At 49.3% G+C, this 25,684-nt stretch carries 26 protein-coding genes and 2 tRNA genes; 9 read left to right on the forward strand and 19 right to left on the reverse strand.

Translation table 11 applies throughout. The annotated features are described in order from the left end of the window. The first annotated feature begins 1 nt into the window (after window position 1). Together purF and K4H25_RS08535 are read left to right on the forward strand one after the other, a co-directional pair. The gene (purF, locus tag K4H25_RS08530) at window positions 2-1,546 is read left to right on the forward strand and encodes an amidophosphoribosyltransferase (protein ID WP_221020134.1); all 1,545 of its coding nucleotides are present in this window, start codon (window positions 2-4) and stop codon (window positions 1,544-1,546) included. A gap of 91 nt (window positions 1,547-1,637) precedes the next feature. After that, complete coding sequence (locus K4H25_RS08535; protein ID WP_221020135.1) at window positions 1,638-2,810, forward strand: O-succinylhomoserine sulfhydrylase; 1,173 nt, start codon at window positions 1,638-1,640, stop codon at window positions 2,808-2,810. A gap of 105 nt (window positions 2,811-2,915) precedes the next feature. Here the strand turns inward: K4H25_RS08535 and K4H25_RS08540 are convergent, their stop codons facing one another. Then, window positions 2,916-4,385 (reverse strand): inorganic phosphate transporter, encoded by a 1,470-nt coding sequence (locus K4H25_RS08540; RefSeq protein WP_221020136.1) that lies wholly within the window; start codon window positions 4,383-4,385, stop codon window positions 2,916-2,918. A 112-nt stretch (window positions 4,386-4,497) separates the two neighbouring features. Further along, complete coding sequence (locus K4H25_RS08545; protein WP_221020137.1) at window positions 4,498-5,961, reverse strand: protein adenylyltransferase SelO; 1,464 nt, start codon at window positions 5,959-5,961, stop codon at window positions 4,498-4,500. 56 nt (window positions 5,962-6,017) lie between these two features. Here K4H25_RS08545 and ybaK point away from each other — a divergent pair, with 56 nt between their 5' ends. Continuing rightward, on the forward strand, window positions 6,018-6,506 hold the full coding sequence (gene ybaK / locus K4H25_RS08550) for a Cys-tRNA(Pro) deacylase (RefSeq protein ID WP_255587441.1): 489 nt from the start codon (window positions 6,018-6,020) through the stop codon (window positions 6,504-6,506). On the opposite strand, the gene K4H25_RS08555 is transcribed toward ybaK, so the two are convergent. The 9 genes from K4H25_RS08555 to K4H25_RS08595 all read right to left on the reverse strand — a co-directional run bounded on the left by K4H25_RS08555 (window position 6,503) and on the right by K4H25_RS08595 (window position 15,080). Beyond that, window positions 6,503-8,122: a response regulator gene (locus K4H25_RS08555; RefSeq protein WP_221020138.1), complete on the reverse strand. Its 1,620-nt coding sequence runs from the start codon at window positions 8,120-8,122 to the stop codon at window positions 6,503-6,505. The two genes, ybaK and K4H25_RS08555, sit on opposite strands and share 4 nt — an antisense overlap. Window positions 8,123-8,239: 117 nt before the next feature. Then, complete coding sequence (locus K4H25_RS08560) at window positions 8,240-8,665, reverse strand: nuclear transport factor 2 family protein (RefSeq protein ID WP_221020139.1); 426 nt, start codon at window positions 8,663-8,665, stop codon at window positions 8,240-8,242. Next, the gene (locus tag K4H25_RS08565; RefSeq protein WP_221020140.1) at window positions 8,662-9,444 is read right to left on the reverse strand and encodes an SDR family NAD(P)-dependent oxidoreductase; all 783 of its coding nucleotides are present in this window, start codon (window positions 9,442-9,444) and stop codon (window positions 8,662-8,664) included. The genes K4H25_RS08560 and K4H25_RS08565 overlap by 4 nt, the downstream gene beginning before the upstream one ends. 2 nt (window positions 9,445-9,446) lie before the next feature. Further along, on the reverse strand, window positions 9,447-9,971 hold the full coding sequence (locus K4H25_RS08570) for a DUF3833 domain-containing protein (protein WP_221020141.1): 525 nt from the start codon (window positions 9,969-9,971) through the stop codon (window positions 9,447-9,449). Further along, window positions 9,968-11,248, reverse strand: a complete 1,281-nt coding sequence (locus tag K4H25_RS08575) for an MFS transporter (RefSeq protein WP_221020142.1) — start codon at window positions 11,246-11,248, stop codon at window positions 9,968-9,970. Before K4H25_RS08575 ends, K4H25_RS08570 begins: the two co-directional genes overlap by 4 nt. Further along, window positions 11,245-11,775: a chalcone isomerase family protein gene (locus K4H25_RS08580; RefSeq protein WP_255587443.1), complete on the reverse strand. Its 531-nt coding sequence runs from the start codon at window positions 11,773-11,775 to the stop codon at window positions 11,245-11,247. The genes K4H25_RS08575 and K4H25_RS08580 overlap by 4 nt, the downstream gene beginning before the upstream one ends. A 4-nt stretch (window positions 11,776-11,779) precedes the next feature. After that, a complete protein-coding gene (locus K4H25_RS08585) occupies window positions 11,780-12,991 on the reverse strand; it encodes an SAM-dependent methyltransferase (RefSeq protein ID WP_221020143.1) in 1,212 nt (403 codons plus the stop codon). Then, entirely contained in the window at window positions 12,988-13,803 is an 816-nt protein-coding gene (locus K4H25_RS08590) for a DUF1365 domain-containing protein (protein WP_221020144.1), read from the reverse strand. Before K4H25_RS08590 ends, K4H25_RS08585 begins: the two co-directional genes overlap by 4 nt. Next, window positions 13,800-15,080: an NAD(P)/FAD-dependent oxidoreductase gene (locus K4H25_RS08595; protein WP_221020145.1), complete on the reverse strand. Its 1,281-nt coding sequence runs from the start codon at window positions 15,078-15,080 to the stop codon at window positions 13,800-13,802. Before K4H25_RS08595 ends, K4H25_RS08590 begins: the two co-directional genes overlap by 4 nt. 109 nt (window positions 15,081-15,189) lie before the next feature. Here K4H25_RS08595 and K4H25_RS08600 point away from each other — a divergent pair, with 109 nt between their 5' ends. Next, window positions 15,190-15,810, forward strand: coding sequence for a TetR/AcrR family transcriptional regulator (locus tag K4H25_RS08600; protein WP_221020146.1), 621 nt, complete (start codon window positions 15,190-15,192; stop codon window positions 15,808-15,810). Window positions 15,811-15,870: 60 nt separating this feature from the next. Here the strand turns inward: K4H25_RS08600 and K4H25_RS08605 are convergent. Continuing rightward, a tRNA-Leu gene (locus K4H25_RS08605) sits at window positions 15,871-15,957 on the reverse strand. A 34-nt stretch (window positions 15,958-15,991) separates the two neighbouring features. Beyond that, a tRNA-Leu gene (locus K4H25_RS08610) sits at window positions 15,992-16,078 on the reverse strand. 85 nt (window positions 16,079-16,163) lie between these two features. Between K4H25_RS08610 and rnr the strand changes: the two genes are divergently transcribed. Beyond that, on the forward strand, window positions 16,164-18,608 hold the full coding sequence (rnr, locus tag K4H25_RS08615) for a ribonuclease R (RefSeq protein ID WP_255587444.1): 2,445 nt from the start codon (window positions 16,164-16,166) through the stop codon (window positions 18,606-18,608). 109 nt (window positions 18,609-18,717) lie between these two features. Here rnr and K4H25_RS08620 read toward each other — a convergent pair whose 3' ends face one another. Then, window positions 18,718-19,071, reverse strand: a complete 354-nt coding sequence (locus K4H25_RS08620; RefSeq protein ID WP_221020147.1) for a hypothetical protein — start codon at window positions 19,069-19,071, stop codon at window positions 18,718-18,720. 123 nt (window positions 19,072-19,194) lie between these two features. Here K4H25_RS08620 and K4H25_RS08625 point away from each other — a divergent pair, with 123 nt between their 5' ends. Genes K4H25_RS08625 through K4H25_RS08635 form a run of 3 tightly spaced genes read left to right on the forward strand, consistent with a single transcriptional unit; the run spans window position 19,195 to window position 20,693 of the window. Continuing rightward, window positions 19,195-19,554 (forward strand): hypothetical protein, encoded by a 360-nt coding sequence (locus tag K4H25_RS08625; protein WP_173533930.1) that lies wholly within the window; start codon window positions 19,195-19,197, stop codon window positions 19,552-19,554. A 30-nt stretch (window positions 19,555-19,584) separates the two neighbouring features. Then, window positions 19,585-20,280 (forward strand): SIMPL domain-containing protein, encoded by a 696-nt coding sequence (locus K4H25_RS08630; RefSeq protein WP_221020148.1) that lies wholly within the window; start codon window positions 19,585-19,587, stop codon window positions 20,278-20,280. Beyond that, window positions 20,280-20,693 carry a protein YgfX gene (locus K4H25_RS08635; protein WP_221020149.1) on the forward strand — a complete coding sequence of 138 codons (414 nt, stop codon included), beginning with the start codon at window positions 20,280-20,282 and terminating at the stop codon, window positions 20,691-20,693. Before K4H25_RS08630 ends, K4H25_RS08635 begins: the two co-directional genes overlap by 1 nt. Here the strand turns inward: K4H25_RS08635 and K4H25_RS08640 are convergent. The 5 genes from K4H25_RS08640 to K4H25_RS08660 all read right to left on the reverse strand — a co-directional run bounded on the left by K4H25_RS08640 (window position 20,688) and on the right by K4H25_RS08660 (window position 25,231). Beyond that, a complete protein-coding gene (locus K4H25_RS08640) occupies window positions 20,688-21,176 on the reverse strand; it encodes a GNAT family N-acetyltransferase (RefSeq protein WP_221020150.1) in 489 nt (162 codons plus the stop codon). The genes K4H25_RS08635 and K4H25_RS08640 overlap by 6 nt on opposite strands. Before the next feature lie 96 nt (window positions 21,177-21,272). After that, the gene (locus K4H25_RS08645) at window positions 21,273-23,054 is read right to left on the reverse strand and encodes a DEAD/DEAH box helicase (RefSeq protein ID WP_221020151.1); all 1,782 of its coding nucleotides are present in this window, start codon (window positions 23,052-23,054) and stop codon (window positions 21,273-21,275) included. 230 nt (window positions 23,055-23,284) lie between these two features. Further along, on the reverse strand, window positions 23,285-24,136 hold the full coding sequence (locus K4H25_RS08650) for a mechanosensitive ion channel family protein (protein WP_221020152.1): 852 nt from the start codon (window positions 24,134-24,136) through the stop codon (window positions 23,285-23,287). Window positions 24,137-24,257: 121 nt separating this feature from the next. Beyond that, window positions 24,258-24,605: a VanZ family protein gene (locus K4H25_RS08655; protein WP_221020153.1), complete on the reverse strand. Its 348-nt coding sequence runs from the start codon at window positions 24,603-24,605 to the stop codon at window positions 24,258-24,260. Then, window positions 24,602-25,231 carry a Smr/MutS family protein gene (locus K4H25_RS08660; RefSeq protein WP_221020154.1) on the reverse strand — a complete coding sequence of 210 codons (630 nt, stop codon included), beginning with the start codon at window positions 25,229-25,231 and terminating at the stop codon, window positions 24,602-24,604. The genes K4H25_RS08655 and K4H25_RS08660 overlap by 4 nt, the downstream gene beginning before the upstream one ends. A 55-nt stretch (window positions 25,232-25,286) precedes the next feature. Here K4H25_RS08660 and K4H25_RS08665 point away from each other — a divergent pair, with 55 nt between their 5' ends. Continuing rightward, complete coding sequence (locus K4H25_RS08665) at window positions 25,287-25,679, forward strand: RNA-binding S4 domain-containing protein (protein ID WP_173533938.1); 393 nt, start codon at window positions 25,287-25,289, stop codon at window positions 25,677-25,679. Window positions 25,680-25,684 lie beyond the last annotated feature (5 nt).

The following is a 25,684-nucleotide window of genomic DNA, read 5'->3' on the forward strand; positions in this document are numbered from 1 at the left end:
AATGTGTGGCATTGTAGGTGTGGTCGCTAAAACTCCGGTAAATCAAATGTTGTACGACGGGCTGCTGGTTCTGCAGCACCGTGGACAAGATGCCGCCGGTATTGTCACTGCTGAACAGCAAGTGCTTCATATGCATAAAGGCCAAGGCCTAGTTCGCGACGTGTTCCGCACGCGCAATATGCGTTCTTTAATGGGGAATGTCGGCATCGGCCACGTTCGCTATCCAACGGCCGGTTCGGCTTCTAGTTTGGCCGAAGCGCAGCCGTTTTATGTCAACAGTCCTTTTGGGATTGTATTGGCACATAACGGCAATTTGACCAACGATAAGCAGCTCAAAGAAGATATGTACCGCACGGATCTGCGGCACATTAATACCAATTCGGATTCTGAAGCGCTGTGTAATGTTTTTGCACATGAATTGTCGCGCCGCGTCTCAGGCCCGCAACTGGATGCCGATACGGTATTTGATGCGATTACTGCGGTGCATAAGCGTGTCAAAGGCGCGTATGCCGTCGTGGCGATTATCGCTGGTTTTGGTATGGTGGCATTTCGTGATCCACATGGCATTCGTCCTTTGTCTTTGGGAAGCCATGAAACGCCAGAAGGCATGGAGTACATTGTCGCCAGCGAGTCGGTAGCGTTGGATGTGCTCGGCTTTAAGTTTATGCGTGATGTTGCACCCGGCGAGGCGATTTATGTGACCTTTGATGGCGAACTGTCTAGCCGCCAATGCCACCCTAATCCAGTGTTGGTGCCATGCATTTTTGAGCATGTTTACTTTGCTCGTCCAGACTCAGTGATTGATGGCATTTCGGTGCATGAGTCTCGCTTGAAGATGGGTGAACAGCTTGCCGATAAGGTGCGTAAGCTGGTGCCTGCGCTGGATATTGATGTCGTGATCCCGATTCCGGATACCAGTCGTGATGCGGCGCTGCAGTTGGCGGATGCTTTGGGCTTGCCATATCGTGAAGGCTTTATGAAAAACCGCTATATCGGCCGCACTTTTATTATGCCGGGACAAGCGAGTCGTAAAAAATCAGTGCGCCAAAAGCTCAATCCGATTGCGGTTGAGTTCCGAGGCAAGAATGTCTTGCTAGTGGATGACTCGATTGTTCGCGGAACAACGTCAAAAGAAATCGTGCAAATGGTGCGCGACGTTGGCGCCAATAAAGTGTATTTGGCTTCGGCTGCGCCACCAGTGAAGTATCCACATGTGTATGGCATTGATATGCCAACGCGTGCCGAGTTAATTGCGACTGATCGCGATGCGGTGCAAATTGCGCAAGAAATTGGTGCTGACGCTGTGATTTACCAAGAGCTCGATGCGTTGATTCAAGCCTGTACTGATGCCAGTGGTGGCAAAATTACCGCTTTTGAAACATCATGCTTTGATGGTAAATATATTACCGGCGACATCACCGATGCCTATCTGGATGAATTAGAGGCAAAGCGTATTTCGCCATTGTCGACTAAAGCGGCCGATGGTGATGCCGATAGCCGTATTTTGGATATGAATATTGGCGTTGCTGAGCAAAATTTAATTTAATCGTATTTGAAACAAATAAACGGGGGCGATAGCTCCCGTTTTTATTGGGTTGTTTTTATTGGGTTGTTTTTATTGGATTAAGTCAATCATTATGCTGAATTTAAATGAGCTTCACCCCGAAACATTAGCCGTTCGCGCAGGAACGATGCGCTCTGAGTTTGGTGAGCATTCGGATGCGTTGTATCTGACTTCCAGCTTTGTTGTGGGTTCAGCCGAAGAAGCTGCGCTAAAGTTTACTGGCCAAATGCCGGGGTATATTTATTCGCGGTTTACTAATCCAACGGTTGCGGCCTTTGAGCAGCGTTTGGCCGCTTTGGAGTGCGCTGAGCGCGCGGTGGCAACCGCTTCGGGTATGAGTGCCATTTTGGCCTTGTGTATGGCCCACCTTAAATCGGGTGATCATATCGTGGCATCGAGTGGCTTATTTGGCGCAACCATCCAATTATTTAATACCTATTTGGCTAAATTCGGCGTTACGGTGAGCTATGCCGCGCAAACCGATTTGAGTGCGTGGGAAGCTGCAGCGCAAACCAATACCAAGTTGTTTTTTTTAGAAACCCCAAATAATCCACTGACTGAGATTGCGGATATTGCAGCGATTGCCGAAATTGCCCATCGGCATGGTGCGCTGCTGGCGGTTGATAATTGTTTTTGCTCGCCGGCGTTGCAGCAGCCACTCAAGTGGGGCGCTGATTTGGTGGTGCATTCTGCGACTAAATTTATTGATGGGCAGGGGCGAGTGTTGGGTGGCGCGGTCGTGGGTAGCCATGCATTGATTGAGCCGATCTATCTGTTTTTACGCACTGCAGGGCCTACGTTGTCTGCGTTCAACGCTTGGGTGTTGCTCAAAGGCTTAGAGACTTTGGGCTTGCGGATGAAGGCGCATTGCGAAAATGCGCTTAAATTGGCGCAATGGTTAGAAACGCAGCCGCAAGTGAGTCGGGTGTATTATCCGGGCTTGGTATCACACCCACAATATGCTTTGGCGCAACGCCAGCAAACAGGCGCGGGCGGTGTGTTGTCGTTTGAGCTAAAAGGCGGTAAAGCGGCGGCGTGGGCGTTGATCGATGCGGTGCAGCTAATGAGTCGAACGGCGAATCTGGGTGATACACGCACCACAATTACTCATCCTGCAACCACTTCACATGGCCGTTTAACGCCTGAAGCGCGCGCAGCTGCGGGTATTTCGGATGGGATGGTACGGATTTCTGTCGGCTTAGAGCATATTGATGATTTGATTAAAGACTTAGTATCTGGCCTCTGATCTATAGGTATTGCTCTGCATGTCATTTAGTTTGTTGTTTGCAAGGTAATACCCAATAAAAAACCCGCTATGCGGGTTTTTTATTGCAGCGTAAATTCACACGACTTAGACGAAAATCTTACTGGCTATCCAAAATAATCCGCCAGACATACAGATCGTCACGGGTAAGGTTAATACCCAGGCAATCGCGATGTTTTTCACTGTGCTTGATTGCAAGCCGCTCTTATTGGCCACCATGGTACCGGCCACCGCCGATGATAAAATGTGTGTGGTCGAAACCGGCATACCTGTCCAGCTGGCGATCCCGATGGCTAAGGCCGCAGTAATTTGCGCCGCATTGCCTTGAGAGTAGGTCATGCCTTTATTACCGATCTTTTCACCGACGGTGTAGACAATACGTTTCCAACCCACCATCGTGCCTAAACCGAGTGCTAAAGCGACAGCGACAATCACCCACTGAGGTGCATATTCGGTGGTTGCTGTTAGGTCTTTACGGAATTTGTCGAGGCTGTGTTTTTCGTGCGACGTCCAGATTGGCAACTTAGATGCTTTTTTGGCCGTGTCGTCAACACAGAGTAAAATCCGGCGAGCAGTAATGCGCTGTTCTGCGCTGAGCTCACTGTAAGATTTAACGTTAACTAGCATCTTGTCGAGTGAGTCAATTGCGGCGTAAGTCACTTCCGGCTTGCATTCAAATTGCGCCGGTAATGTCTGGTCCATTGGGCCTAAGTGCAGCGATTGATTGATTTTATCGGCATGGCTTACGTAAAAGTCTTTGATGTGAATTGCCGCATCACGCGTGCGCTCAATGTCATAAATACTGCTAGTGCGATCAAGAACAAAGTTGCCCGGTGCTAAGCCCACCAGCACCAGCATCACTAAACCGATGCCTTTTTGTCCATCGTTAGAGCCGTGCGCAAAGCTTAAACCCATGGCTGAAGCAATGAGTGTGACGCGAGTCCAAAACGGCGGATGCTTTTTGCCATCAATCGCTTTGCGCTCGTCGGGGGTGAGATGCATATGTGACTGGCTAAAATAGCGTTTGAGCGCAATCAGCAAAATGCCAGCCAGAATCATGCCGAGCGCTGGAGAAATCAGTAATGACAGTAAAATGTCGATGGCTTTTTGGGTGTTAATGCCATGCAACCAATGATTGCCATTGAGTATGGCATACATAATGCCAACGCCTAAAATCGAGCCAATCAGTGTGTGTGAACTTGAGGCTGGGATGCCCAGATACCACGTGCCTAAATTCCAAATAATCGCCGCTGAAAGTAAAGAAAACACCATGATGAGGCCATGGCTGCTGTTGACGTTCAGCAGTAACTCTACCGGTAGCAAGTGGATGATGGCGTAAGCAACGCCAAGTCCACCCAATATGACACCTAAAAAGTTGAAGCAACCCGAAGCAACGACCGCTAAATTCGCCGGCATCGCCTTGGTGTAAATAACCGTCGCTACTGCGTTGGCGGTGTCGTGAAAACCATTAATGAATTCGTAAGCCAAAACAAAAAGCAGTGCTAAGGCTAAACTAATGGCCGTAATGGTATCTAAACCAGTGAATATTTCGGGCATGGTTCAATTGTTACAAAAAGATGATGCGGCGAATTATCGCAGAATCTGTTGTATTCCGTTGGCTTGTTTATGGTGTTAGATCAGAATAAGCTGAAAAAAAGATCGCTAGCCGTTACGAAGAGCAGCTCACTGACAGTGTGCTGGCCCAGTCTGGTGGTAGATCGGCGTAATGATTGTTTTCAATTTGTTCATCAAATGGCTGTGCTAAGCAGGCTCCTAAACGCTCAATTTCACTAAAGTCTTGATGGTCTTCGGCCTGCCGAATGGCGATTTCTGCTAAATGATTGCGTAAGATAAATTTAGGGTTGCAGCTGAGCATCGCGCGGCCACGTTCAAGACTTGTTTGTAGGTCCTGTGCTAAGCGTGCGCGATAGCGAGTCAACCAAGCGGCAAAACCGGTTCGATCCAAAATAAGATCGAGCAATGGGGCGTCGTTTTGCAGCATCATCCAGTGCGATAATGTGCGCCAAAAACAAGTCCAATCAGTCTGTGCGCCTTGCAGTAATTCAAATAAATCAGTCACCAGTGTCCAGTCTGCCTCGTGCCAAACCGTGAGCCCGAGTTTTTGCCGTAGTTGCTCAGCAAAAGCGCTTTCAAATTGCGTTTGATATTGGCTGAGCGCGGCCAGTAAGTCGGTTTTTTCAATCAGAGGTAATAAAGCCTGTCCAAGGCAATGTAAGTTCCATAGCCCGATTTGTGGCTGTTGCTGATAGGCGTAACGGCCAGTGTCGTCGGAATGATTGCAAATATGGCCGGGGTTAAACCCGTCGAGAAAACCGAACGGACCATAATCCAGTGTGAGGCCAAGGATGGACATATTGTCTGAATTCATCACCCCGTGACAAAAGCCCACCGCCTGCCATTGCGCAATGGTGTGCGCCGTTTTTGCTATGACCTGAGCAAACATCGCCAGATAGGGTTGTGCAGCGGTTTGGCATTCTGGGTAATGGTATTGCAAAGTCCAATCGGCCAATTGCTGCAGCGCTTCGAGGTTGTTGCGGTAGTATTGATGTTCAAAATGGCCAAAACGAAGAAAGGTCGGCGCCAGCCGAGTCAGTACGGCAGCGGTTTCACGGGTTTCTCGCCAAACGGTTTGGGGTGAACCACCAATGCCGAGTGCCCGAGTGGTCGGGATACCCAGGCCATGCATCGCCTCGCAGCACAAGTATTCACGGATCGTTGAGCGCAATACTGCCCGACCATCACCACGGCGAGAATACGGCGTGGGACCCGCGCCTTTGAGTTGAACCTCCCAAACCTGCTGCTGCGGATCGGTCAGCTCGGCGGTGATTAAGGCGCGGCCATCACCCAATTGCCCCGCGTTAATGCCAAATTGATGCCCTGAATACACCGTTGCAATCGGGGTGCTGTCTTGCGGTGTTTGATTACCCACTAGATAATCAGCTAATTGCAGTTGTTCATTTTGTGGTGCCAAGCCCAATGTTTTGGCTAGCGGTGCATTCCATGCCACGACAATGGCTGCTGGCATTGGTGTAGTGGGTGTTTCGCGATAAAACTGCGTGCCTAAAGCTTGAAAACGAAGTGCTGCTGGTAAGTGCTTGAGCTGAGCGGGCATGGCGAATATGGTTGAGTAATTTAGTCGGTTATTATGCCGCAAGTTAAGCGAGTTAGATGATGAATGAAAAAATTTCAGTCACAACGGCAATACGCGCTTTGCGTGCCCATCAAGTGAGCTACACCGAGCATCTGTATCATTACGAAGAGAAAGGTGGGACTGCGGTGTCGGCGCGAGAATTGGGTGTGCCAGAACACGCGGTGATCAAAACATTGATTATGGAAAACGAGAAAAAACAAGCGCTGGTGGTGCTGATGCATGGAGATTGTGAAGTATCGACCAAAAATTTAGCGCGGATTATTGGCTGCAAAGCCATTCACCCTTGTGTTCCTGAGGTGGCCAATAAACATAGCGGTTTTATCGTTGGCGGCACGTCCCCATTTGGTACAAAGAAAAAAATGCCGATCTATATGCAAGAATCGATTGCTGCTTTGGATAAAATCTACATCAATGGCGGACGGCGAGGTTTTTTGGTGGGGATCAGTCCGGCGGACTGTATTGCCGTGCTGCAGCCACAGTTAGTGGATGTGGCGATTAACAATTAATTGTCAAACAGCTGTTGCAAGTCTTGGCTCAGACTATGCTGTGTGCCGGCATCGATCAGCCCATGTAAACGCTCAATCATGCCACTGGCAACGGTGATTAAGGCGTCGCGTTCTTTTTTATCGATGTCCGGTTTGGTTTTAAGATATTTGACAATGGCATGGCTGGTCGAGAGCATTAGTCGGTTATTGCAGGTGTTTTGGGCTGCGGGCAGTAAAATATCAATGGCTTCGGTGAACTCTGATTTCAGCATGTGCTGAACGCCGCGGTTATTCAGATCGTTTACCTCTTGCCCAATTTGTTGAATATAAGTCTGCCATGCTGGTCGCATATTGGCCGCGCTTTCAAGTAATCCGGAGATATGGCGGTTGGTAATGAAACGCTGACTGATATGCCGTAGCCATTTATACGGGGCGGTCTGCCCCGATGGAGTTTCACCATCGACGGATGCAGGGCAGATTAAGTCGGCCGCCATAATGAAGCTAGTGGCGATTTCTTGCGTCATTTCCGGGTGGCTTAAATGAATTTCGATTTCATTGAGTCGCTGTGGTTTGCCTTCGTAAATCGATGTGGCAATAAAATCAATGATCTTGTTTTTAACGCTCTGGTCTTTTTTGGCGATTTCTTTTACCAGGCGCAGGTATTTTTCTGCATCGGACGAATTGTTTTCTCGGCGAGCGGCGAGTGCCAGCTGCAGTACCGTGTCGGCGCTAAGTGCAGCGGAGTTGCCGCCGCATTTAACCGCTTGCTCAAGTAGTTTTTTGGCTTTAGTAGAGTCGCCCAGCATATTGGCTAAATTGCCAGCTTTTTGCAGTCGGCTCACGTTGTTGGGCGTCATCGCGAGGCATTTTTCAAAGACCGCCATCGCTTGGTCAAGCCGGCCATCGGCCATATACATCGATGCCAGCTCTTCATAGGCATCGACATACTGGGCGTGCTCAACAATCGCCGCTTGCAGTGCACCTTCAGCTTGATTTTTTTTGCCTTGGCGTACTAGTGCTTTGGCCAGTCCTAACTTGGCCCAAGGAATCATTCTTTGGCTGAGGATTTCTTCAAATAGTAGTCGAGCTTGTTCCAGCTGTCCGGCTTCAAGTAATAAACTAGAGAGTAATCGCATTAAATCGCTGCGAAAGCCTTCTGCCTTGGGGATTAGCTCTTTGGCAGCAGTAATGGCGCCACTAATGTCATCTTCATTGATTTTGTCGTAGATCGGCTTTAAAAAACGCTTGCGCTTCCAAGCTAGCGAGAGGCGTTGCGTTAGTAATGCACTAGTGAAGGGTTTAATAAGGTAATCATCAGGGCCGATTTCGGCAACGGCGACGACTTTTTCATATGCCGCTTCGGCGGTGATCATGATCCAAATGGTGTAGAGCGGTAATTCGCTGCTTTGACGAAGTTCTTCGAGTAGTTCTTGCCCATTCATGCCTTCGCCAAAATGGTAGTCACATAAAACGACATCGTATTGTGCGTTGCGTAAGCGGCGACGGGTTTCGCCAATACTGCTGGCTGCGTCCACCCGATTAATGCCGCATTGCGCCAATGTCATTCTGAGTGATTGCCTGACAGTGGGGGCATCGTCTGCAATCAATACATGCGCTTGAGAGAAATCATCGGCCATTTCGATCTGACTTTTTAGCTGTAGTAGGCTTACTATCGACTATTTTTCTCTAAGCTCAAGGCTTGCAGCTGTTTCTAGTATTTAAGTGCACATTGATTGTTGTCGTCATACTGAAAATTAATCTGAGCTGACTACAGCAAAACGCTGGCGCAGCCAGCGAATTGGCGCTCCGACGATGGGGAGTTTTTGCAGTAATTCTTCGGCGGCATCCCAGTAATCGCGATGCAACGTGACCAGTCCCTCGTCATTAAACACTAGATGTGATCCGCCGACGATTTGGTAGGGCTTGCCGTTCAAGCTAAATTCAAATGTCCACGTCACAAAGGCTTGCTGGTGCTGGGCGATTTGCTCGCCAATCACAAAACGTGGGTTTTCGGTGGTGGCGAACATGTGCTTGAAAATGCCCTCAATGGCTATCACACCCGTCACGTCATTAAATGGGTCTTTAAAGCGTGCCGTTGGCGCGTAAAACTGGGCTGCATCGTGCAGCGTTTGCGGTGTTAGCGTGCTGTACCAGTGCAAAAGTGGGGTTAAGCTGTTCATGGGTTTTTTACCAAATGAGAGAGCAGTGCAAATCGGCAGCGATAGGGTAGCAGTTGCAGTAATTTTAATATTTGGGTAAAGCGCCATGGGAAATGGATTTCAAATTTCCCTGCGCTGATGCCGTGCCAAATCGCGCTGGCGGCTTGTTCTGGTGTTTGCAAGGCGGGCATCGTGAAGTCATTTTTAGCGGTCAGATGGGTTTTGACAAAGCCCGGATTAATTAAATACACATTCAATCCTTTGGGGTGCAAATCACCATACAAAATTTCGGCCAAATTAATCATTGCCGCTTTGGTCGGTCCGTAAACGCTAGCGTTGGGCAAACCCATGAAGCCCGCGACACTGGCAATTAAGCCAATGCCGCCGCTGCCGCGCGCAATCAGTTCGGGCAAGATGGTGGCCAAGCCGCTGTAAACGCTACCAAGATTAGTTTGTAAAGTTTGTGCCGCAATGGCGGGATTGACGTCCCAACTGCGCTCAGGCCGGTAATCGGCCGCGCAAAAGACAATCAAATCCACACCGCCTAATTGGGCGACAATTTGGCCGTAGCTGCTTTGCCATGCAGCGGTGTCGAGCACATCAAACGGTAAGATCAGTGCCTTGGCGTGTTGCTGGGCCACTTGCTCTAGTTGCGGCTGACGGCGCGCCGATAAAATCACCGATGCGCCTGCAGCCAAAGCGTGCTGAGCCAGCGCTGCGCCAATACCGCTAGAAGCACCGATTAACCAGACGCGTTGCCCAGCCCAATCTTTGATCGGATGATTTAAAGGGGCAAACATGGCTAGTCTCTTTTCTGAAAAAACAACGTCACTTGGCCAAGCTCAAAGCCAAATTTTTGCATGCTGGCCCGATTGATCATCGCTTTGTCATCAATTAAAAACATCCAATCGTCAAATTGCACTTCATAGGTTTTGCCATCCACCGGTAAAAACATCGTGTAGCGCCAATTGAGTGCATTGCCCGCAATTTTGCCAACCGCTTCGCCTTTCACATCATCTGCCGTGCCGCGCCAAGTGCCATCCGCGGCTTGGGTGAGTGTCCAAATGCGTTGTTGGGTGCTGCCATCGTCGTATTTAAATTGCTCGTCAAGGACGAGCTTGCCGTTGTTGTGCGTACCGGTAATTTCCACATGAAAGCGTTTGACGACTTCACCACTGCGTTTTTGAAACATGCCCCACGCATCGGTTTTGCCAACAAAGTAATGCACTAAATCGAGCTTAGGTTCCGCCTTTTGATATTGCGCCACATCCGGCGACGCGCAGGCAGTCAGCAAGCCACACAAGGCGGCGATGATTGATTTTTTCATGATGAAACTCCTGCCGGTTCGGTTTTGATTCGAGTGAGCAATAAAAATGCAGTCAGTTTGAAAGCGCAAGGCACGCCAGCATAAACCCAAGCTAGCGCTGGGCCAGCGGGGCTGCCCGGTTGATAGTCAAGCGCCGCTAAGGCCGGGAGGGCTAATCCAGACAAGGCTAACGCTAATTTGCCGAGTAAAGTCCAAACACCAAAATAACTGGCCGGTGAGCTGTCTTGGCGAATCAGTTTGGCCAGCAGCACTGGCGGTAAGGCCAAATCTGCGCCGAGTGCCAAACCTGCCGCAACGCAGACGATGAAGTACGCCACAATATCGCCCGCGCCTAAGGTAGCTGCGGAGCAGAATGCCAAAATCGCCAACACCATGCCCCAGCGCCACGCGCATAAAACGCCAATTTTCTTTGCGGCCATCACCCACAGCGGTAGGCCAATTGCCGCGGCGATAAAGTAGCTGGCTAAAAATGCGCCCGCGTAGCTCGGTGCTTGTAGGCGATCGTTAATAAAAAACAGCGCCAAAGTCGATGGAATTGCCACTGAAATCGCATTTAAAAAATAGGGCGGCAATAGCTGGCGAAAGCCTTGATGCGCTTTCATCAAAGCCCAAGTGGCTCTCCAACTGGATGCTGTTTCGCTATTTTTGACGCGTTGCCATGCGGGGGCGAATTTAAGTAATACCCATACTGCCAGTAGCAAAACCGCAGCAAAGGCGATGCTGTAATAGCTTAAATTGCTGTTCAGTGTTGCGGCGGGGCGGCTCATAATCCAGCTTGGAATCACGCTGGCTAAAATCACGCCAAACAAGCCTGCGCCTTCTCGCCACGCCGCCGCGCCCAGTAGACCTTGATCGCTGCTCATTGAACTTGAATCAATGCGTGCGCCCCAAGTTAAATAGGCGATGTTGAGCATGCTGTGCGCGGTATAGGCTGCAATTAGCATTGCAGCAAGCCATAGCGCCAGATACATCGTGTTGCCAGTTGGGACTGGCGGCAGCCATAAACCTAAAAATGCCAAAGCTAACACCGCTGCGCTGCCCCAAAGCCACATCGTGATATTGCCATTGAGCCTGTCAATCCAACGCCCAAGCAGTGGGTCTTGAAAAGTGTCGATTAAGCGGGCCAAAAATAAAACCCAACCGGTTAATCCCAGCGCCAAACCCAATTGCCCGCTGTAGTACGCGGGGATTTGTACATACACCGGCAGTGCAGCCATCGCCAGTGGCAGGCCTAGCAGACCGTAAGCGGCGTAGGCGAAGGTGCTGGGTGCTTTCATGGTGTACTACCCAATAATTGCGCGCGCAAGTCTTTGTCTTTGCTGCGGGCATCAAACCAAATGGCAAAAAACGCTTTGGCAAACTCTGGGTCGCGAATATCGGCCAGTAATTTGTTGCGGCTATAAAAGCGTGTTCCTTCATTGGGGATAAATACCCCAATCAACTGATCACCTGCTTTGACATCCGTAAACGCGCGCTGCATTTCGCCCTCCCAGCGCTTGAGGGTGTCGGCGCTGTAGCGCGTACCAAATAGCCGTTCAATTTCATCCAAACTGGTTTCTACAAATTGCGCGCGGCTGATATTGCGGTGATACGTCAGCTCCAAGGCAAAGGGGGCGTTGATATCAAACGGCTTTTTCTCACTCCACAATTTGGCGGTATAGATTTTGAGGCCGAACCAGCGCAAATCGCCGCTACCGATGGCTTGCGCTTGCGGTAGATGCTCGCGCCAAATGGCTGCTTGTGCAGGTATCGCGATGCAGGCCATGGCGAGTAATGCGGGTAGGGCAATACGGTTGATGAGCATGGCCTTAGTCTTTTTTCAACAAAAATTGCACGACATCGGTTTTGCCACCGTCAAAGCCCGCCTCGCAGTAAGCAAAGTACAGTCGCCAAATTTTCATGAATTTTTCATCAAAGCCTTGTGCGATGATGGCGGCTTTTTCAGACTCCCAATCAGCGCGCCAGCGGCGCAAGGTTTCGGCGTAATCGCGGCCAAAGTGGTATTGATCGATGGTGGAAAGGCCTGCTTGGCTGGCTTTTTGATTAAAGCGCTCTGGGCTCGGTAACATGCCGCCGGGGAATATATATTGCTGAATAAAGTCGGTGCTACTGCGATAGCGCTCAAACGCGGATTCGGCAATGGTGATGGTTTGGATGAGCGCTTTGCCGCCTGATTTCAAACGTGCAGCAACGGTTTTGAAATATTCTGGCCAGAATCGCTCGCCGACGGCTTCAAACATTTCAATCGACACAATCGCGTCGTATTCGCCTTGCAAGTCGCGGTAATCACAGATTTCAAGTTGTGCGAGCTCGCCCAAGTCTTGCGCTGCGATGCGCTCTTGCGCGATGGCCAATTGTGCTGGAGAAATCGTTACGCCATGCACCTGAATACCGAGTCGCGCCGCATGTTCGGCAAAACCGCCCCAACCGCAGCCGATTTCTAATACGCGGCTGCCCGCGCGCAGACCGAGTGCGTCGATAATGCGTTGGTACTTGGCGATTTGCGCACTGTGTAATGACTGCGCGTAGTCGCCATTAAAAATCGCACTGGAATAGGTCCAGCTTGGGTCGAGCCAGCGTTGGTAAAAAGCATTGCCAATATCGTAATGCGCATGAATATTGCGCCGGCTGCCTTCGCGGGTGTTTGGGCGTAGCCAATGTTTGATCCGATACCACAATGTCGCCAGCTTGCCACCAAATACCATTTGGTCGAGTACCGCTTCATTACGGAGCGCAAGGCCAAGCACCGCAGTCAGGTCAGGGCTATCAATCCAGCCGGCTTCATAGCCCTCAGCAAAGCCAATATCGCCCGCTCGCAAAATACGGCTGCACGCGCGCCAATCAATGATTTGCAGGGTTGCTGATGGCGGCTGATGTAAGTTGCCAAACATCAAGTGCGTGCCTTCGGGCGTAATCAATTGCAAATGTCCATGCTGCAAACGGCCCAGCAGATTCAAAAATAATTTGGCGGCAGTGGGTGCGTTTTGCGCAATGCTTTGGATAACTTGGCTTTGATTCATGATGTCAGCTCCGAATGTTGTGCGACGACCTTGTGTGGTGTTGGGTGGATTGAAGTGCTCAATGCGATTGCGGGTGGTGCCGGTTTGCTAAAAAACGGCACCCGTTTACGCCATAAGTGAAACGCTTGCCAATGAATTCGCGCAAACACGCCCAGCGTTAATAAGGGCTGCGCGAGTAGGGCACGCCAGAGTGTTTGCCGATTGAGCGCCTCGCGTTTGCCGCCAACGGCGGTTTTAATCAGCAGACCTGCATTATCAAAATAATCAATGCCCACCCAAGCGGTTTGCGGTGTATCGCGAAAGCCAAATTGATAGTGGCCTTGTACTTCACAAAACGGTGAGACGTGCATCATCTTGATGCATTCAAGGCAGGTATTGCTGTCTATGCATTGCTGGTTTTGGCCTGCAATTAAATACTGGTGCGTTTCGCCAAAAGTGTTATTGACTTCAGCCAGTACCGCACGCAGCCCGCCTTGGCGATCGTAGCAATACCAAAAACTCACAGGATTAAACACAAAGCCCAAAACGCGCGGGAAGGTATGCAGCCAGATTTCACCATCGGCGTTTATATTGTGTTGTGCTAGCAGATCGCGCATCCATTGCTCAAGATTGCTGCCGTCTTTCGGGCCGTAATCCTTTGTGTAAATTGCAACGGGGCGCTTGCGATTGATGCCAAAACCACTGACGTCAATCTCGGCCAAGCGCGCTAAATTGACGCGCAAGCAAAATACCGGATACACAAAGCGGTTTTGTGCTGGACGTAAACGTTCGTGCATCACTTGGCCGCGAATGATTTGCGCTGGGGCGGTCATGGCAAGGTCGTCCAGCTCGGTGCGAGGCCAAAATCAGCGACAACGCGCAATGCTGACTTCAAACCATCTTCATGAAAACCATAGCCGGTCCACGCGCCTGCAAACCAAGTGCGATTTTTGCCTTGAATGGTATGTAGCTGAGCTTGCGCGGCAATCGCCGCGTGGTCGAACACCGGATGTTGGTATTCAAACTGCGCCAGTACTTTATCTGCTGCTGGAGGCGTAAATGGATTGAGCGTGACCACCACTGGCGTTTGAAACGGTAGATTTTGCAATTGATTCAGCAAATAACTTACGCAGACGGGGCGTTGCCCATCGATATTTGCGCCGCCAAGGTAATTCCACGCTGACCAGACTTTTTTGAGTTTCGGTAATTGCTGGACGTCGGTATGCAGAACTGCGGTATTGGCTTGGTAGCGTACGGCTGAAAGCAGGGCGATTTCAGCATCGCTGGCGTCACTCAATATGGCGAGGGTATCGGGGGCGTGTGTGGCGAAGATGACCGCATCAAATTGCTCGGCAGTATTTTCGGTATGTACCATCACACCAGTCGAAAGCCGCTCAACGCGAAATACCGGCGCTTGCAGGCGAATGTCAGTCAATGTAGCGGCAATTTTGCGCACATATTCTCGCGCACCGCCTTGGACAGTTTGCCATTGCGGCCGATCGTTCACTTGTAAGAGGGCGTGATTAAGGCAAAAGCGTAAAAATGTTGAAGCTGGGAATTCTAAAATATCATTGGGTGAACTCGACCAAATCGCCGCTGCCATCGGTAATAGATACGCATCGCGGAAAGTATCACCGTAATTGCCGCTTTTTAGTAGCTCACCTAAAGTGGCTTTGCTTTGCAGGCTGGCGGCGAGGTTTTCATTGGCTGCCGCATTAAATCGCATGATGTCGCGCAACATGCCGATAAATGACGGCGAGATGAGTCGGCGGCGTTGGGCAAAGACGGTGTTGAGGTTAGTACCTGCCCATTCAAGATCGCCGTCATCGAGTGAAACACCAAACGACATATCGGTCGCATAGGTATTGACGCCTAGTTCAGCAAACAAGGCGATTAGATTCGGATACGTCGCTTGGTTAAAGACTAAAAACCCAGTATCAACTGGATGAGTTTTGCCTTCCACTGTGATGTCGACCGTATTAGTGTGGCCGCCCAAGTAGCGCCCTGCCTCAAACAGCACCACATCGTGGCTGCGGCTTAAAAAATAGGCGCTGGCCAAGCCTGAGATGCCTGAGCCAATCACTGCGATGCGTTGCCGAGTTAAATTCATCGTTCTTCCTGCCGTTCAGCATGATGGGTAGTTTGTGTTTTGCTACTTCAGTGCTAACATTACTACTAATTCAAAATAATATCTACTAATTAGTAGCGGAAATTTACCGATGAGTATCTTTAGCAAATTAAGCTTCAAAGACCAAGCCTTTAAACTGCGTGAAAACGCGATTTTAGATGCGACGACGGCGATTCTCGGCACCAAAGGCTACGATCTAATGACGATGGATGACGTTGCTAACGCCGTCGGCATTTCAAAACCAAGCTTATATAAGCATTTCAAGTCAAAAGAGGATTTAGTTGGCGAGGCTTTAATTCGTTTGATCGATGGTGCGATTGATTTTTTAGCGCAATTGAGTAATGAATTAAGCGCGATCGATCGGCTAGTGGCTTTGCTGGAGTGGGCATTGCGGGTGCGTTTAGAGGGTGGAATGCCATTTTTACCGTCAACGAGCACGCATGTGCGCGATATGTTGATGCGCAATCTAAAGTACGTCACTCGGGTGTTGAAGTTGAATGGGCAGCTTGAAAAGCTGGTGCTGGCAGCACAAAAAAAAGGCGATTTGAATCCGGAGCTGCCAAGTGATGTGATTTTATTTAGTTATTACTCACGCACTTGTGATCCGGCCGTCGAGTATTTGCAAAAATTTAGCAAAATGGACAACGACACCATCGTAACGCATATATTGCAAGTGGCTTTAGGTGGGCTGCGCCCTTCAGTCGAAGCATAAATACAAAAAACCCCACAAACCTAAGTTTTATGGGGTTTTGCACTCTACTGTACTTACTGATGGTGCCCAAGAGAAGACTCGAACTTCCACACCCTTGCGGGCGCTAGGACCTGAACCTAGTGCGTCTACCAATTCCGCCACCTGGGCATATCTGATACAGTGTGTAAATAAGTTGAAAAGTTGGTGCCCAAGAGAAGACTCGAACTTCCACACCCTTGCGGGCGCTAGGACCTGAACCTAGTGCGTCTACCAATTCCGCCACCTGGGCTCTTCAACTGCGCTACAATATCGCGGCGCCACTTACAGAAGGGCGCAATAATATTCAAACCTAGAAATGGTGTCAATAAAAAACTATGAAAAAAACGGTTCCGATGGATAAATTTCAAAATGAGAAATCCCCAACGAAGAAACCTGCTCGAGCAAAAAAACTAAAAGGTTTGCGAGCACAAGATCCTTATTTGGCCCGTGAACGCGAGCGCTATGAAAACCCTTTGCCTTCTCGCGAATTTATTTTGCAAGTGTTAGAGCAACAAGGTGCGCCGATGTCGGCGTTTGATTTGGCGAAGCAATTAGATATTTTATTGGTTGAAGAGATCGCATTTGAGCGACGTCTACAGGCAATGGGTCGTGAAGGCCAATTACTGATTAATCGTGCTGGCGCTTTATGCCTGCCAGAAAAAGTAGATTTAATCCCCGGTAAAGTACAAGGCCATCCAGATGGTTTTGGCTTTTTGATTCCTGATGACGGTAGCGATGATTTGTTTCTTGGTCCGAAAGAAATGGATAAAGTCCTGCACGGGGATCGTGTACTGGCGCGCAAAATTGGCGTTGATCGCCGTGGTCGTCCTGAAGGGGCGATTGCAGAAGTGCTCGAGCATGTTAATTTACGCTTGGTAGGGCGCTTGCATTGCGAACGTGGCGTGTTCTTTGTGACGGCTGAAGACAAGCGAATTAGCCGAGATATTCAAATCGAACCATCAGGCTGTGGTGCTGCGCAAGTGGGGCAGGTGGTGATGATTGAGATGTTGACTCAGCCATCGCGTTATACCCAGCCTGTGGCGCGCGTGACTGAAGTGCTCGGCAATTATGATGATCCGGGTATGGAAATTGAAATTGCCCTGCGTAAACATAATTTACCGCATGTGTTTTCGGCTGAAGCGGAAGCGTTAGCGCGCAAAATGCCCAAAAAAGTGCGCAAATTAGATTGGAAGCCAGAGAACGGGGTTGAGCGGGTAGATTTACGCGATATGCCGTTGGTGACCATCGACGGTGAAACTGCCAAAGACTTTGACGATGCCGTATATGCCGAAAAAAGTGGCAAGGGCTGGCGTTTGGTAGTGGCCATTGCCGATGTGAGTCATTACGTTCGTCCTGATGATGCTTTGGATTTAACGGCGATTGAGCGCGGTAACTCGATTTACTTTCCGCGCCGCGTGATTCCAATGTTGCCCGAGCAAATCTCCAACGGGCTTTGTTCGCTCAATCCGGATGTCGAACGCCTGTGTATGGTGTGCGATATGAAAGTGAGCGCCAAGGGCGCGATTAAAGGCTATCAATTTTATCCGGCGGTGATGTTATCTAAAGCGCGATTTACCTATACCAAGGTATGGGATATTTTGCAAAACCCCGATGGTGAAGTCGCACAGCAATATACCCAGCAAGTGCCGCATTTGCAGACTTTATATGCGCTGTTTCAAGCGTTTGCCAAAGCGCGTGCCGAGCGCGGCGCGATTGACTTTGAAACGACTGAAACTGAGATGCGTTTTGATGACAAAGGTAAGATCAGCGAAATCGTGCCGGTGGTGCGTAATGATGCACATAAATTGATCGAAGAATGTATGTTGGCGGCCAATGTTTGCGCTGCCGATATTTTGCTGAAAAAAGAGCATCCTGCTTTATACCGCGTGCATGAAGGTCCAACGCCAGAGAAGCTGAAAAATCTGCGTGAATATTTGAAGACCGTGGGTTTGAGTTTAGGTGGTGAAGAAGACCCAACCGCCAGCGACTACGCCAAATTACTCAATTCATTCAAAGACCGTTTGGATGCGCCGTTATTGCAAACGATGTTGTTACGCAGTTTGTCGCAGGCGGTGTATAGCCCAGATAACGAAGGCCACTTTGGCTTGAGTTATGAGGCTTACGCGCATTTCACTTCGCCAATTCGTCGTTATCCGGATTTGTTGGTGCATCGCTCGATTAAGGCGATTTTGGCTGGCAAGAAATATAAGCCAGCAATGAAATGGGAGGCTTTAGGGGTGCAGTGCTCGATGACTGAGCGCCGTGCCGATGAGGCAAGCCGTGACGTACAAAACTGGCTCAAATGCTACTTTATGCAAGATAAAGTAGGTGAAGAGTTTGAAGGCTCAGTTTCAGCGGTGACCGGTTTTGGGATGTTTGTTTTGCTCGATAAGGTGTATGTCGAGGGCTTGGTACATGTTTCTGAATTAGGTACAGATTACTTTCATTATGATGAAAAACGCCGAGAGTTAAAGGGCGAGCATAGCGGTAAAGTGTATCGCTTAACCGATCGCGTTAAGGTGCGTGTGGCGCGGGTTGATTTGGAAACCAGCAAGATTGATTTTGTGTTGGTGCTAGATGCTGCAGAGCGAGAGCGCCAGTCAAAGCCGACTGCGCCTAGAGCGAATCGATCGCGTGGTGGGGAAAAAACGCCAGCACGCACTGGGGCTCGTTCAGTAGCACGCCAGCCCGTGGCGACTAAACCAGAAGGTCAGGCTAAATCGGGGGCCGCGCCAGCCGCAACGAGTAAACCCGCGGCACGTCGACGCCGCCGCCGTTAATACAAATAGCCAGCCTTGTTGGGGCTGGCTATTTTTATTGGGCCTTATGCTTATTTTGGTCGCCAGTGCAGGGCTGCTGAAGCTTATTTTACGGCGGCGTGTTCTATTTTTAGCTGTTTGTGAGTTTATTGAGTAGTTGCTGTTGTTGATAACTTAATGAATGCAATTGAAATTGGTGCCGAAAAACACTGACATGCCCAATTAAGGCGCTATTAATAAATTTTCCTGTTAAATCAAGGGTGTTTCTATTGCTTTCCATGCCAAGATATTCGTGAACTTCGAGCATTAGACGCGCTTCACTGCCGGCTTTAAATTCTGTGGCTGAAATCAAAGTTAATATATCGGCATTGGCTTCAGTAATTTTTCCTTCGAAGGCTTGTGTGTGATGCTTGGGTATAATTGCAGCGCGCCAACGAACGAATTTGCGTTTAGAATTGGATAAATTGATTGTATTTTGCGACATGAATTAAATGATTACCAAAAATAAATAATGACACACGAACTGAGCTAGTTTAAAGCCTATTGGTCTAATTTGGCTTGTTATTATTGAAATTAAGATTAAAACTGACTTATTTTGGAGTAATGTATGTTTATTGTTGACCGTTCTGCTGCGATTATTCGCCCAAAGCTGGCTTTTTTGAATTGGTTAAATCAATTGCCGGATAATGACGTTGTATTAACGCTGGATGAAATTAGAACCGATTGTACTGTGTTGATGGTGCCAGAGGCCGCTGAGCCAGAAGATGCAATTGCGTATATTGATGAAATCGCCGATAAAATTTTTGCGATGGAATTGGCATCTTGGGTAATTGACGAAACATTGTGGCCAGAAAAACGCAATTTAAAATTGTTTTGGGAGTGGTTTGATGTAGAAATCCATTTGGGCGTGATGGATGCCGTTGCCGAAGAGATTCATAACACACCTGCAGATCATAGCTATCATTAATTGCAATTCACTTTTATACGAGGGTTCAAGATGCGTAAATTGGGTTTGATGTGTGCTTTGTTGGCGGGTTCGGTTTGGGCTGCAGAGGTGCCGCAGCGAAATTTGGTTAATTTTGAGGCGGTAGCCAGTCGTGAAGTGAGTAATGACTTGGCGACGGCCACTTTATTTGTTGAGCTCAGTGATGCCAATCCGGCGCGAATGGCGGAAAAAGTGAATCTGGCTTTGTCGGGTGCGTTGAAGGCATTAAAGCAATATCCGGCGGTGCAATCGGCGGGTACGACGTATGCGACTTACCCGGTTTATGGCAATAAAAATAATAAGCAAGAAGGGTGGCGCAGCCGAGGTGAGTTGCAATTAACGTCGAAAGATTTTTCGGCTTTGTCGCAATTGATCGGTGATTTGCAAGCTTCATCGGGGTTGCAATTGGCTGGCGTGCGTTATAGCGTGTCTGACGCAGCCAAAAGCAAGGTCGAGGAGTCGCTGATCGAAGAAGGTATTGCGGCATTTAAACGCCGGGCTGCACTGATTCAGCGCAGTATGTCGGCCAAGGATTGGAAGTTGGTGAATATGAATATTAATACTGGTTTCCGTCCTGAAGCTCGTGTCATGATGATGCGTAGTGCGCCGGTGATGGATGCTGCAGTGTCTGCTGCGCCAGCGCCAATCGAAAGTGGCGAAAGCCATGTGCAAGTGAATGTGAATGGCAGTATTCAACTGGGTGATTGATGTTACCGATTGATTTGCACATTAACCCCGTGTCATTTTGGCGGCGGGGTTTTTTGTTGTTGATTTTTCTGTTGGCGATTGTTGCTTGCTTGGTGCTTCAGGCGGCTTGGGCTCTGCTTTTGGCTTTGTTTTTATTCGGAATTTTTCCTTTTTACTGGACTCATACCGAAACGATTGCCATTGTTCGTGCGTGCTCAGACGGGGTGTTTCGGCTGTTTGATCATCAGGGTGGAGAAATCTCTGCGCGTTTATTGCCAAGCAGCGTGGTAACGCAGGCGTTGATTGTTTTGCATTTTGAAGATGAAGATAAGCACAAAATTAATTTGGTCTTGTGGCCAGATAGTGCGCCTGCGGCGTCTTTACGGCAGTGGCGAGTTTGGCTGCGGTGGGTGTGGTCAGAGCACTCATCATAGTTGGCGTAGCATACAGACGGCATTCTCGCCATAAGCTGCTGGTAGCGACGTAGCGAGTGGACTGAATTGGTGTTTTCGCCAAAAATGATCGGCGCCCAATACCGCAACCAGCATTATTTGCGAAAAATTGGCGTGGATTGCCCATTCTATGGCGTGGTGTATAAGTTGCTCGGCCAGTTTATTGCCACGAGCGCGCGGTGAAATGGCGAGGTCGTGAATATAAAATCGATCGGTGGTTTCAGGTAGCTGCTTGAGTTGGCAGTTGAGTGCTGGTGGTTTTTCACCTAGCCAAGGATGGCAGAATAAATAGCCACTGACTTGTTCGTTGAGGGTGATGACCCATGACGAATGAGGGGCAAGCTGCTGCTTTTGTTGTAGCGCATGCGCACTTTCAATCAGTGCAGTGGGGTAGCAGTCCGATTGCAATGCGAGGATGGCGGTAAAATCATCGGGATGCATAAGTCGAATTTTTCGGCTAATCATTGGGTATTGTATTGTGGGTGTTGGTATGGTTAGTTTCTGTTGATATACCTAAATAAAAAGGCAGCCTAGGCTGCCTTTTTATTTTAAGCGAAAGCTTTATTCGAAGCGACCACCGCCACGATTGCCGCTTGGCTTGCCTTGATAGCCACCGCCAGTGCTGCGACGTTGGCCGTCACCGCCACGACCTGCGTAGCCGCCGGTATTGCTGCCGCCGTCACGGTTACCTTGGTAGCCGCCAGTGCGTGGTGCTGCTGCGCCATCACGGTTGCCTTGGTAGCCACCGGTGCGTGGTGCTGCGCCTTCGCGGTTGCCTTGGTAGCCGCCTGAGCGAGGTGCTGCGCCATCGCGGTTACCTTGGTAGCCACCGGTACGCGGTGCGCCATCACGGTCACGGCTTTGGCCCGTGCCGAATGAGCGTTGTTCGCGAGGTTGACCTTGGTAGCCGCCATCACGTGGTGATGAGTCGCTTGGACGGTGGTGACCTTGGTAACCAGCTTCGCCACGTGGGTGAGTGCCTTCACTACGGCCGCCGTTATAGCCTTCGCTACGACCTGCGTCACGATCGCGATTGCCTTGGTAGCCGCCGCCTTCACGGTTGCCTTGATAGCCACGACCACCGCCGTTACCACCGGCTGGACGACCACGACCACCACTTGGACGGCCACGGTCATGACCGCCGCCTGAACCAGCGCGACCAGGTTGGAAGCGAGCTTCCAAGCCTTCGATGACTTGTGTGCTGAAGTCAAGATTGTATTGGCGACGAATACGCGTCAATAAAGTGAAGTCATTTTTTGTCACTAATGACACAGCTTCACCAGTGCGACCGGCGCGGCCAGTACGACCGATACGGTGAATGTAATCTTCACAGAAGCGTGGTAAGTCAAAGTTCAATACTAAAGTAATACCGGCAACGTCAATACCACGTGCGGCAACGTCAGTAGCAACCAATACATCGATATCACCTTTGCGCAAACGATCTAAGGTGCGACGACGATCGCGTTGTGCTAAGTCACCGTGCATTGCTGCTGCACGGAAGCCTTCCATTTTCAACCATTCTGATAATTCATCAGCGCTGATTTTGGTTGCGGTGAAGACGATGGCTTGTTGGCCTTCGTTTTTCTTGAGCAAAGCTGCAGTTAATTTTTGTTTGTGTTCGTAACCATCAGCGTAATGTACTGACTGTTCGATTTGCGCTTGCATTGTTGCTTGAGCAGCCATTTCAACCAGTTTCGGTGCTTTTAACATTGGCACGGCGAAGCGTTGAACTGATTCAGTCAAGGTTGCAGAGAACAGGGCGGTTTGACGCTCTTTTGGCAAGGCATCAACAATCGCTTCAACTTCGTCGATAAAGCCCATGTCCAGCATACGATCGGCTTCGTCAAGAACCAGCATTTCCAAACGTTTGAAGTCAATACGACCGCTGCGCATCAAGTCAGTTAAACGACCTGGTGTTGCGACCAAAACTTCGTAAGGTTGCGACAATAATTTGTTTTGTACAGGGTAAGGCACGCCACCGACAACAGTCACTACTTTGCAACGTGGGATGTTACGACACAAATCAGTCGCTACTTTTGATACTTGCTCAGCGAGTTCGCGAGTCGGTGTCAAAACGAGGATGCGTGGGCCGCGGGCAGTGTGTTTTGCTTCTTTAGTCAGGCGGTGCAAAGCTGGCAACAAGAAGGCGGCTGTTTTACCAGTACCAGTTTGTGCTGAAGCCATTACGTCGTTACCAGCCAATAATTCTGGAATCGATGCCGCTTGAATTGGTGTTGGGGTGTTAAAGCCTTGTGCGGCTAAAATGTCAGTCAGTTGTGAGGCAAGGCCTAGTGTTACAAAAGCATTAGGCGTAGTTGTTTCAGGCGCAGTAGTATGCGGCATTGAGTTGTCCTTGTAAGGTATCGGGCTGGAAAATCCAGCGCAGCATCGACGCCAACCAGGAACAACCGCTTTATCAAAAGCACGCGGGAATAAGGTTAGAGGCGATGACGGGGCTAACGAGTATCGTGCGCTAAAAATAGAGGCACGGATGAAGGAGGCGAATTATGCCGACTTGTTGCCAATTATGCAACATATTTGTTGTGAATGTTTGAATAGTCACACAATAGCTGCTAGGCGACGGGATGAATGGGTACTTTTCTTAGGAAGTCTCGCAATACGCGCTGTTCAATTTGCGCGCGCAAGCCCAATGGTGCGGGAAGTTGCAACTGAAGTCCAATGAATTCGATTTCATCCAAAATTAAACGAACGCGTGGCTCTTGAAGTGGCGTATCCATCACGTAGTCACTTGAAATCTCTTTGGCATGTTGCGCTAATTCATCCATGTATTCCGAAATAATCTCGCGACCACACTGTAAAAGCACGGTTTCAGCTAGTTCCCAGTCGGCATCTCGCGCGACATTGATATGAATCGTTTGAATCGCAAAATTACCCATCATGGTTTCATTGTAGACGGGGTTGCCAAACAGCATTGAATTGGGGATTTTAATGCCACGGCCTACTGTGCCTTTGTGGTGCTCGGCACGGCTTGATTCAACCAGCGTGGTGGAAATCAAATTAATATCGAGTACTTGCCCTTTGATGCCCGCGATTTCAATGCGATCACCTACTTCATAGACGTGGCTGCTGGTGCGATAAATTGAGCCGAGCATGCACAAAATGACTTCTTTAGTGGCCAGCACAAATGCGGCGGCGACAGCAATTAAAGAAACGGCAAAGGCTTGAATCTCATTGCCCCAAATTAAAATAATGCCGAGAACAAAAAAGCCTAGTGCAATATTGCGTAAAGTCACTAGCCAACGGCGTTTGATTTCTACTGATAGATCGTTGCGATGCAAAATGGTAGAGCGAATTGCGGCACGCATTGAAACGATGGCGGTCAGTAAGAGCAGCGTGAATAGCGCGTCGCGCAAGGTGGAGCGATCAAGTAAAAATGGCAGTGAGTGCTCAATAAATTGATTCATAGGTATATCTATGGCCCCCTTAGTACAAATAATCTTGATGGCTATACCATACGATATTGTTTAAGCGTTGAGCAATGCATTGTTACCAAAAGAGCACTCGCTTAATCACTTTTGTTTGTGTTTAACTGGCCTGTGTACGGCGTAAAAACAGATAAGCTAAGATGGTGCCGATTGCGGCGCCAATGGCATTGGCCAGCATGTCATATAGATCAAAGCTGCGCCACGTGGTGCAGGCTTGAGCAAATTCGACGGCAACGCCCATTAAACTTGCCAGTAGCCAAGCTCGTCGTGGTTGCTGCCAAATCAGTTGGCCTAAACCCGCAAGAACGGCGTAGCCGATAAAGTGCTCAATTTTATCGCCATGATTGCCGCTCGGTGGCCCAAGCGGAATTAAAGAACCGATCCAAATTCCGGCCATCCACAAATAAAAGGCAAGGCGTAAATAGGGTTTATTGGCTGAGTGTTTCATGGCTGACCTGATTTAATAAGGATTAAGACCGCGCCAGCGCTGCCTTGAAATGGATTGGCTTGGGCAAAAGCCAATACTTCTGGCATTTGAACTAGCCAGTTTTTTAGCTTGAGTTTCAGTACAGGAATCCCATCGGTAGAGCTTAAGCCTTTACCGTGGATAATTCGAGCGCAACGTAGTTGCCGTTGCTGGCAGTGATGCAAAAATTGCGCCACTTGCCGGCGTGCGGAGTCGATGTTTTCTCCGTGTAAATCAAGCTCGGCTTCGACGCGCCATTCCCCACGTTTAAGTTTACGCAAGGTATCGAGTTTTTGACCGGGCTTCATATGCATCAGTTCTTCGCCCGCTTCAAGCTCATCCCATGGCCAAAAATCGCTCATTGTGTCGTTTAAAATGGGGCTGGCAACGTGTAAACCTTTGGGCCAAGGGCTGGGTATTGGACGAGTATGCTGCACTGTTGCTGGGCTCGTTAAAACTTGCACCCCTTTCATCGCGGCTAAAAATAGCGCGTGATCTGTTTCTTGGGCGGTCTTGGCCTTTGCTGTTACTGCTGAGCTGGGGGCTTTTTTTGCTTCACGCAGTTTTTTACGTAAACATTTTAATTGTTGCTCGGTTTCTTTATCCATATTGGTACTTCGAATCATCGTAGAATGTCATTTTGTATTTCAACTGTGTTTAATCATGCTAGAAAAAATTCGCTTAGATAAGTGGCTGTGGGCTGCACGATTTTTTAAAACCCGCTCATGCGCTGCGCGGGCGATTGACGCAGGGCATGTGCATTACCAAGGTCAGCGCGCTAAATGTGCAATGCCGCTTAAAGTCGGAGACCTGATTAAAGTGCAAGCTGCGCACGGCGTGTTTGAAGTGCATATCGTGCAATTGAGTCAACAGCGCGGATCGGCCGAAATAGCGCGAACTTTATATCAAGAAACCCCAGAAAGTATAGTGCGGCGTGAGCGCGAGCAGTATGCGCAGCAATTGCAGCCGCATTTTGATCATCCGGATATTAAAGGTCGCCCGAGTAAAAAATGGCGGCGTCAATTGCAGCAAGCAATTGATCGCCAAACATCATAGTTAAT

Source organism: Deefgea piscis (assembly GCF_019665785.1).
Taxonomy (GTDB): Bacteria; Pseudomonadota; Gammaproteobacteria; order Burkholderiales; family Chitinibacteraceae; genus Deefgea.

What these genes read in the sequence shown, in the direction of transcription:
- K4H25_RS08600 (WP_221020146.1), top strand. Translation starts at nt 15,190, where the DNA reads ATGAGTATCTTTAGCAAATTAAGCTTCAAAGACCAAGCCTTTAAACTG.
- K4H25_RS08585 (WP_221020143.1), bottom strand. Translation starts at nt 12,991, where the DNA reads ATGAATCAAAGCCAAGTTATCCAAAGCATTGCGCAAAACGCACCCACT.
- K4H25_RS08645 (WP_221020151.1), bottom strand. Translation starts at nt 23,054, where the DNA reads ATGCCGCATACTACTGCGCCTGAAACAACTACGCCTAATGCTTTTGTA.
- K4H25_RS08555 (WP_221020138.1), bottom strand. Translation starts at nt 8,122, where the DNA reads ATGGCCGATGATTTCTCTCAAGCGCATGTATTGATTGCAGACGATGCC.
- K4H25_RS08665 (WP_173533938.1), top strand. Translation starts at nt 25,287, where the DNA reads ATGCTAGAAAAAATTCGCTTAGATAAGTGGCTGTGGGCTGCACGATTT.
- ybaK (WP_255587441.1), top strand. Translation starts at nt 6,018, where the DNA reads ATGATGAATGAAAAAATTTCAGTCACAACGGCAATACGCGCTTTGCGT.
- K4H25_RS08545 (WP_221020137.1), bottom strand. Translation starts at nt 5,961, where the DNA reads ATGCCCGCTCAGCTCAAGCACTTACCAGCAGCACTTCGTTTTCAAGCT.
- K4H25_RS08565 (WP_221020140.1), bottom strand. Translation starts at nt 9,444, where the DNA reads ATGTTTGCCCCTTTAAATCATCCGATCAAAGATTGGGCTGGGCAACGC.
- K4H25_RS08560 (WP_221020139.1), bottom strand. Translation starts at nt 8,665, where the DNA reads ATGAACAGCTTAACCCCACTTTTGCACTGGTACAGCACGCTAACACCG.
- rnr (WP_255587444.1), top strand. Translation starts at nt 16,164, where the DNA reads ATGAAAAAAACGGTTCCGATGGATAAATTTCAAAATGAGAAATCCCCA.
- K4H25_RS08660 (WP_221020154.1), bottom strand. Translation starts at nt 25,231, where the DNA reads ATGGATAAAGAAACCGAGCAACAATTAAAATGTTTACGTAAAAAACTG.
- K4H25_RS08590 (WP_221020144.1), bottom strand. Translation starts at nt 13,803, where the DNA reads ATGACCGCCCCAGCGCAAATCATTCGCGGCCAAGTGATGCACGAACGT.
- K4H25_RS08655 (WP_221020153.1), bottom strand. Translation starts at nt 24,605, where the DNA reads ATGAAACACTCAGCCAATAAACCCTATTTACGCCTTGCCTTTTATTTG.
- K4H25_RS08635 (WP_221020149.1), top strand. Translation starts at nt 20,280, where the DNA reads ATGTTACCGATTGATTTGCACATTAACCCCGTGTCATTTTGGCGGCGG.
- purF (WP_221020134.1), top strand. Translation starts at nt 2, where the DNA reads ATGTGTGGCATTGTAGGTGTGGTCGCTAAAACTCCGGTAAATCAAATG.
- K4H25_RS08650 (WP_221020152.1), bottom strand. Translation starts at nt 24,136, where the DNA reads ATGAATCAATTTATTGAGCACTCACTGCCATTTTTACTTGATCGCTCC.
- K4H25_RS08625 (WP_173533930.1), top strand. Translation starts at nt 19,195, where the DNA reads ATGTTTATTGTTGACCGTTCTGCTGCGATTATTCGCCCAAAGCTGGCT.
- K4H25_RS08575 (WP_221020142.1), bottom strand. Translation starts at nt 11,248, where the DNA reads ATGAAAGCACCCAGCACCTTCGCCTACGCCGCTTACGGTCTGCTAGGC.
- K4H25_RS08540 (WP_221020136.1), bottom strand. Translation starts at nt 4,385, where the DNA reads ATGCCCGAAATATTCACTGGTTTAGATACCATTACGGCCATTAGTTTA.
- K4H25_RS08580 (WP_255587443.1), bottom strand. Translation starts at nt 11,775, where the DNA reads ATGCTCATCAACCGTATTGCCCTACCCGCATTACTCGCCATGGCCTGC.
- K4H25_RS08630 (WP_221020148.1), top strand. Translation starts at nt 19,585, where the DNA reads ATGCGTAAATTGGGTTTGATGTGTGCTTTGTTGGCGGGTTCGGTTTGG.
- K4H25_RS08640 (WP_221020150.1), bottom strand. Translation starts at nt 21,176, where the DNA reads ATGATTAGCCGAAAAATTCGACTTATGCATCCCGATGATTTTACCGCC.
- K4H25_RS08595 (WP_221020145.1), bottom strand. Translation starts at nt 15,080, where the DNA reads ATGAATTTAACTCGGCAACGCATCGCAGTGATTGGCTCAGGCATCTCA.
- K4H25_RS08620 (WP_221020147.1), bottom strand. Translation starts at nt 19,071, where the DNA reads ATGTCGCAAAATACAATCAATTTATCCAATTCTAAACGCAAATTCGTT.
- K4H25_RS08570 (WP_221020141.1), bottom strand. Translation starts at nt 9,971, where the DNA reads ATGAAAAAATCAATCATCGCCGCCTTGTGTGGCTTGCTGACTGCCTGC.
- K4H25_RS08535 (WP_221020135.1), top strand. Translation starts at nt 1,638, where the DNA reads ATGCTGAATTTAAATGAGCTTCACCCCGAAACATTAGCCGTTCGCGCA.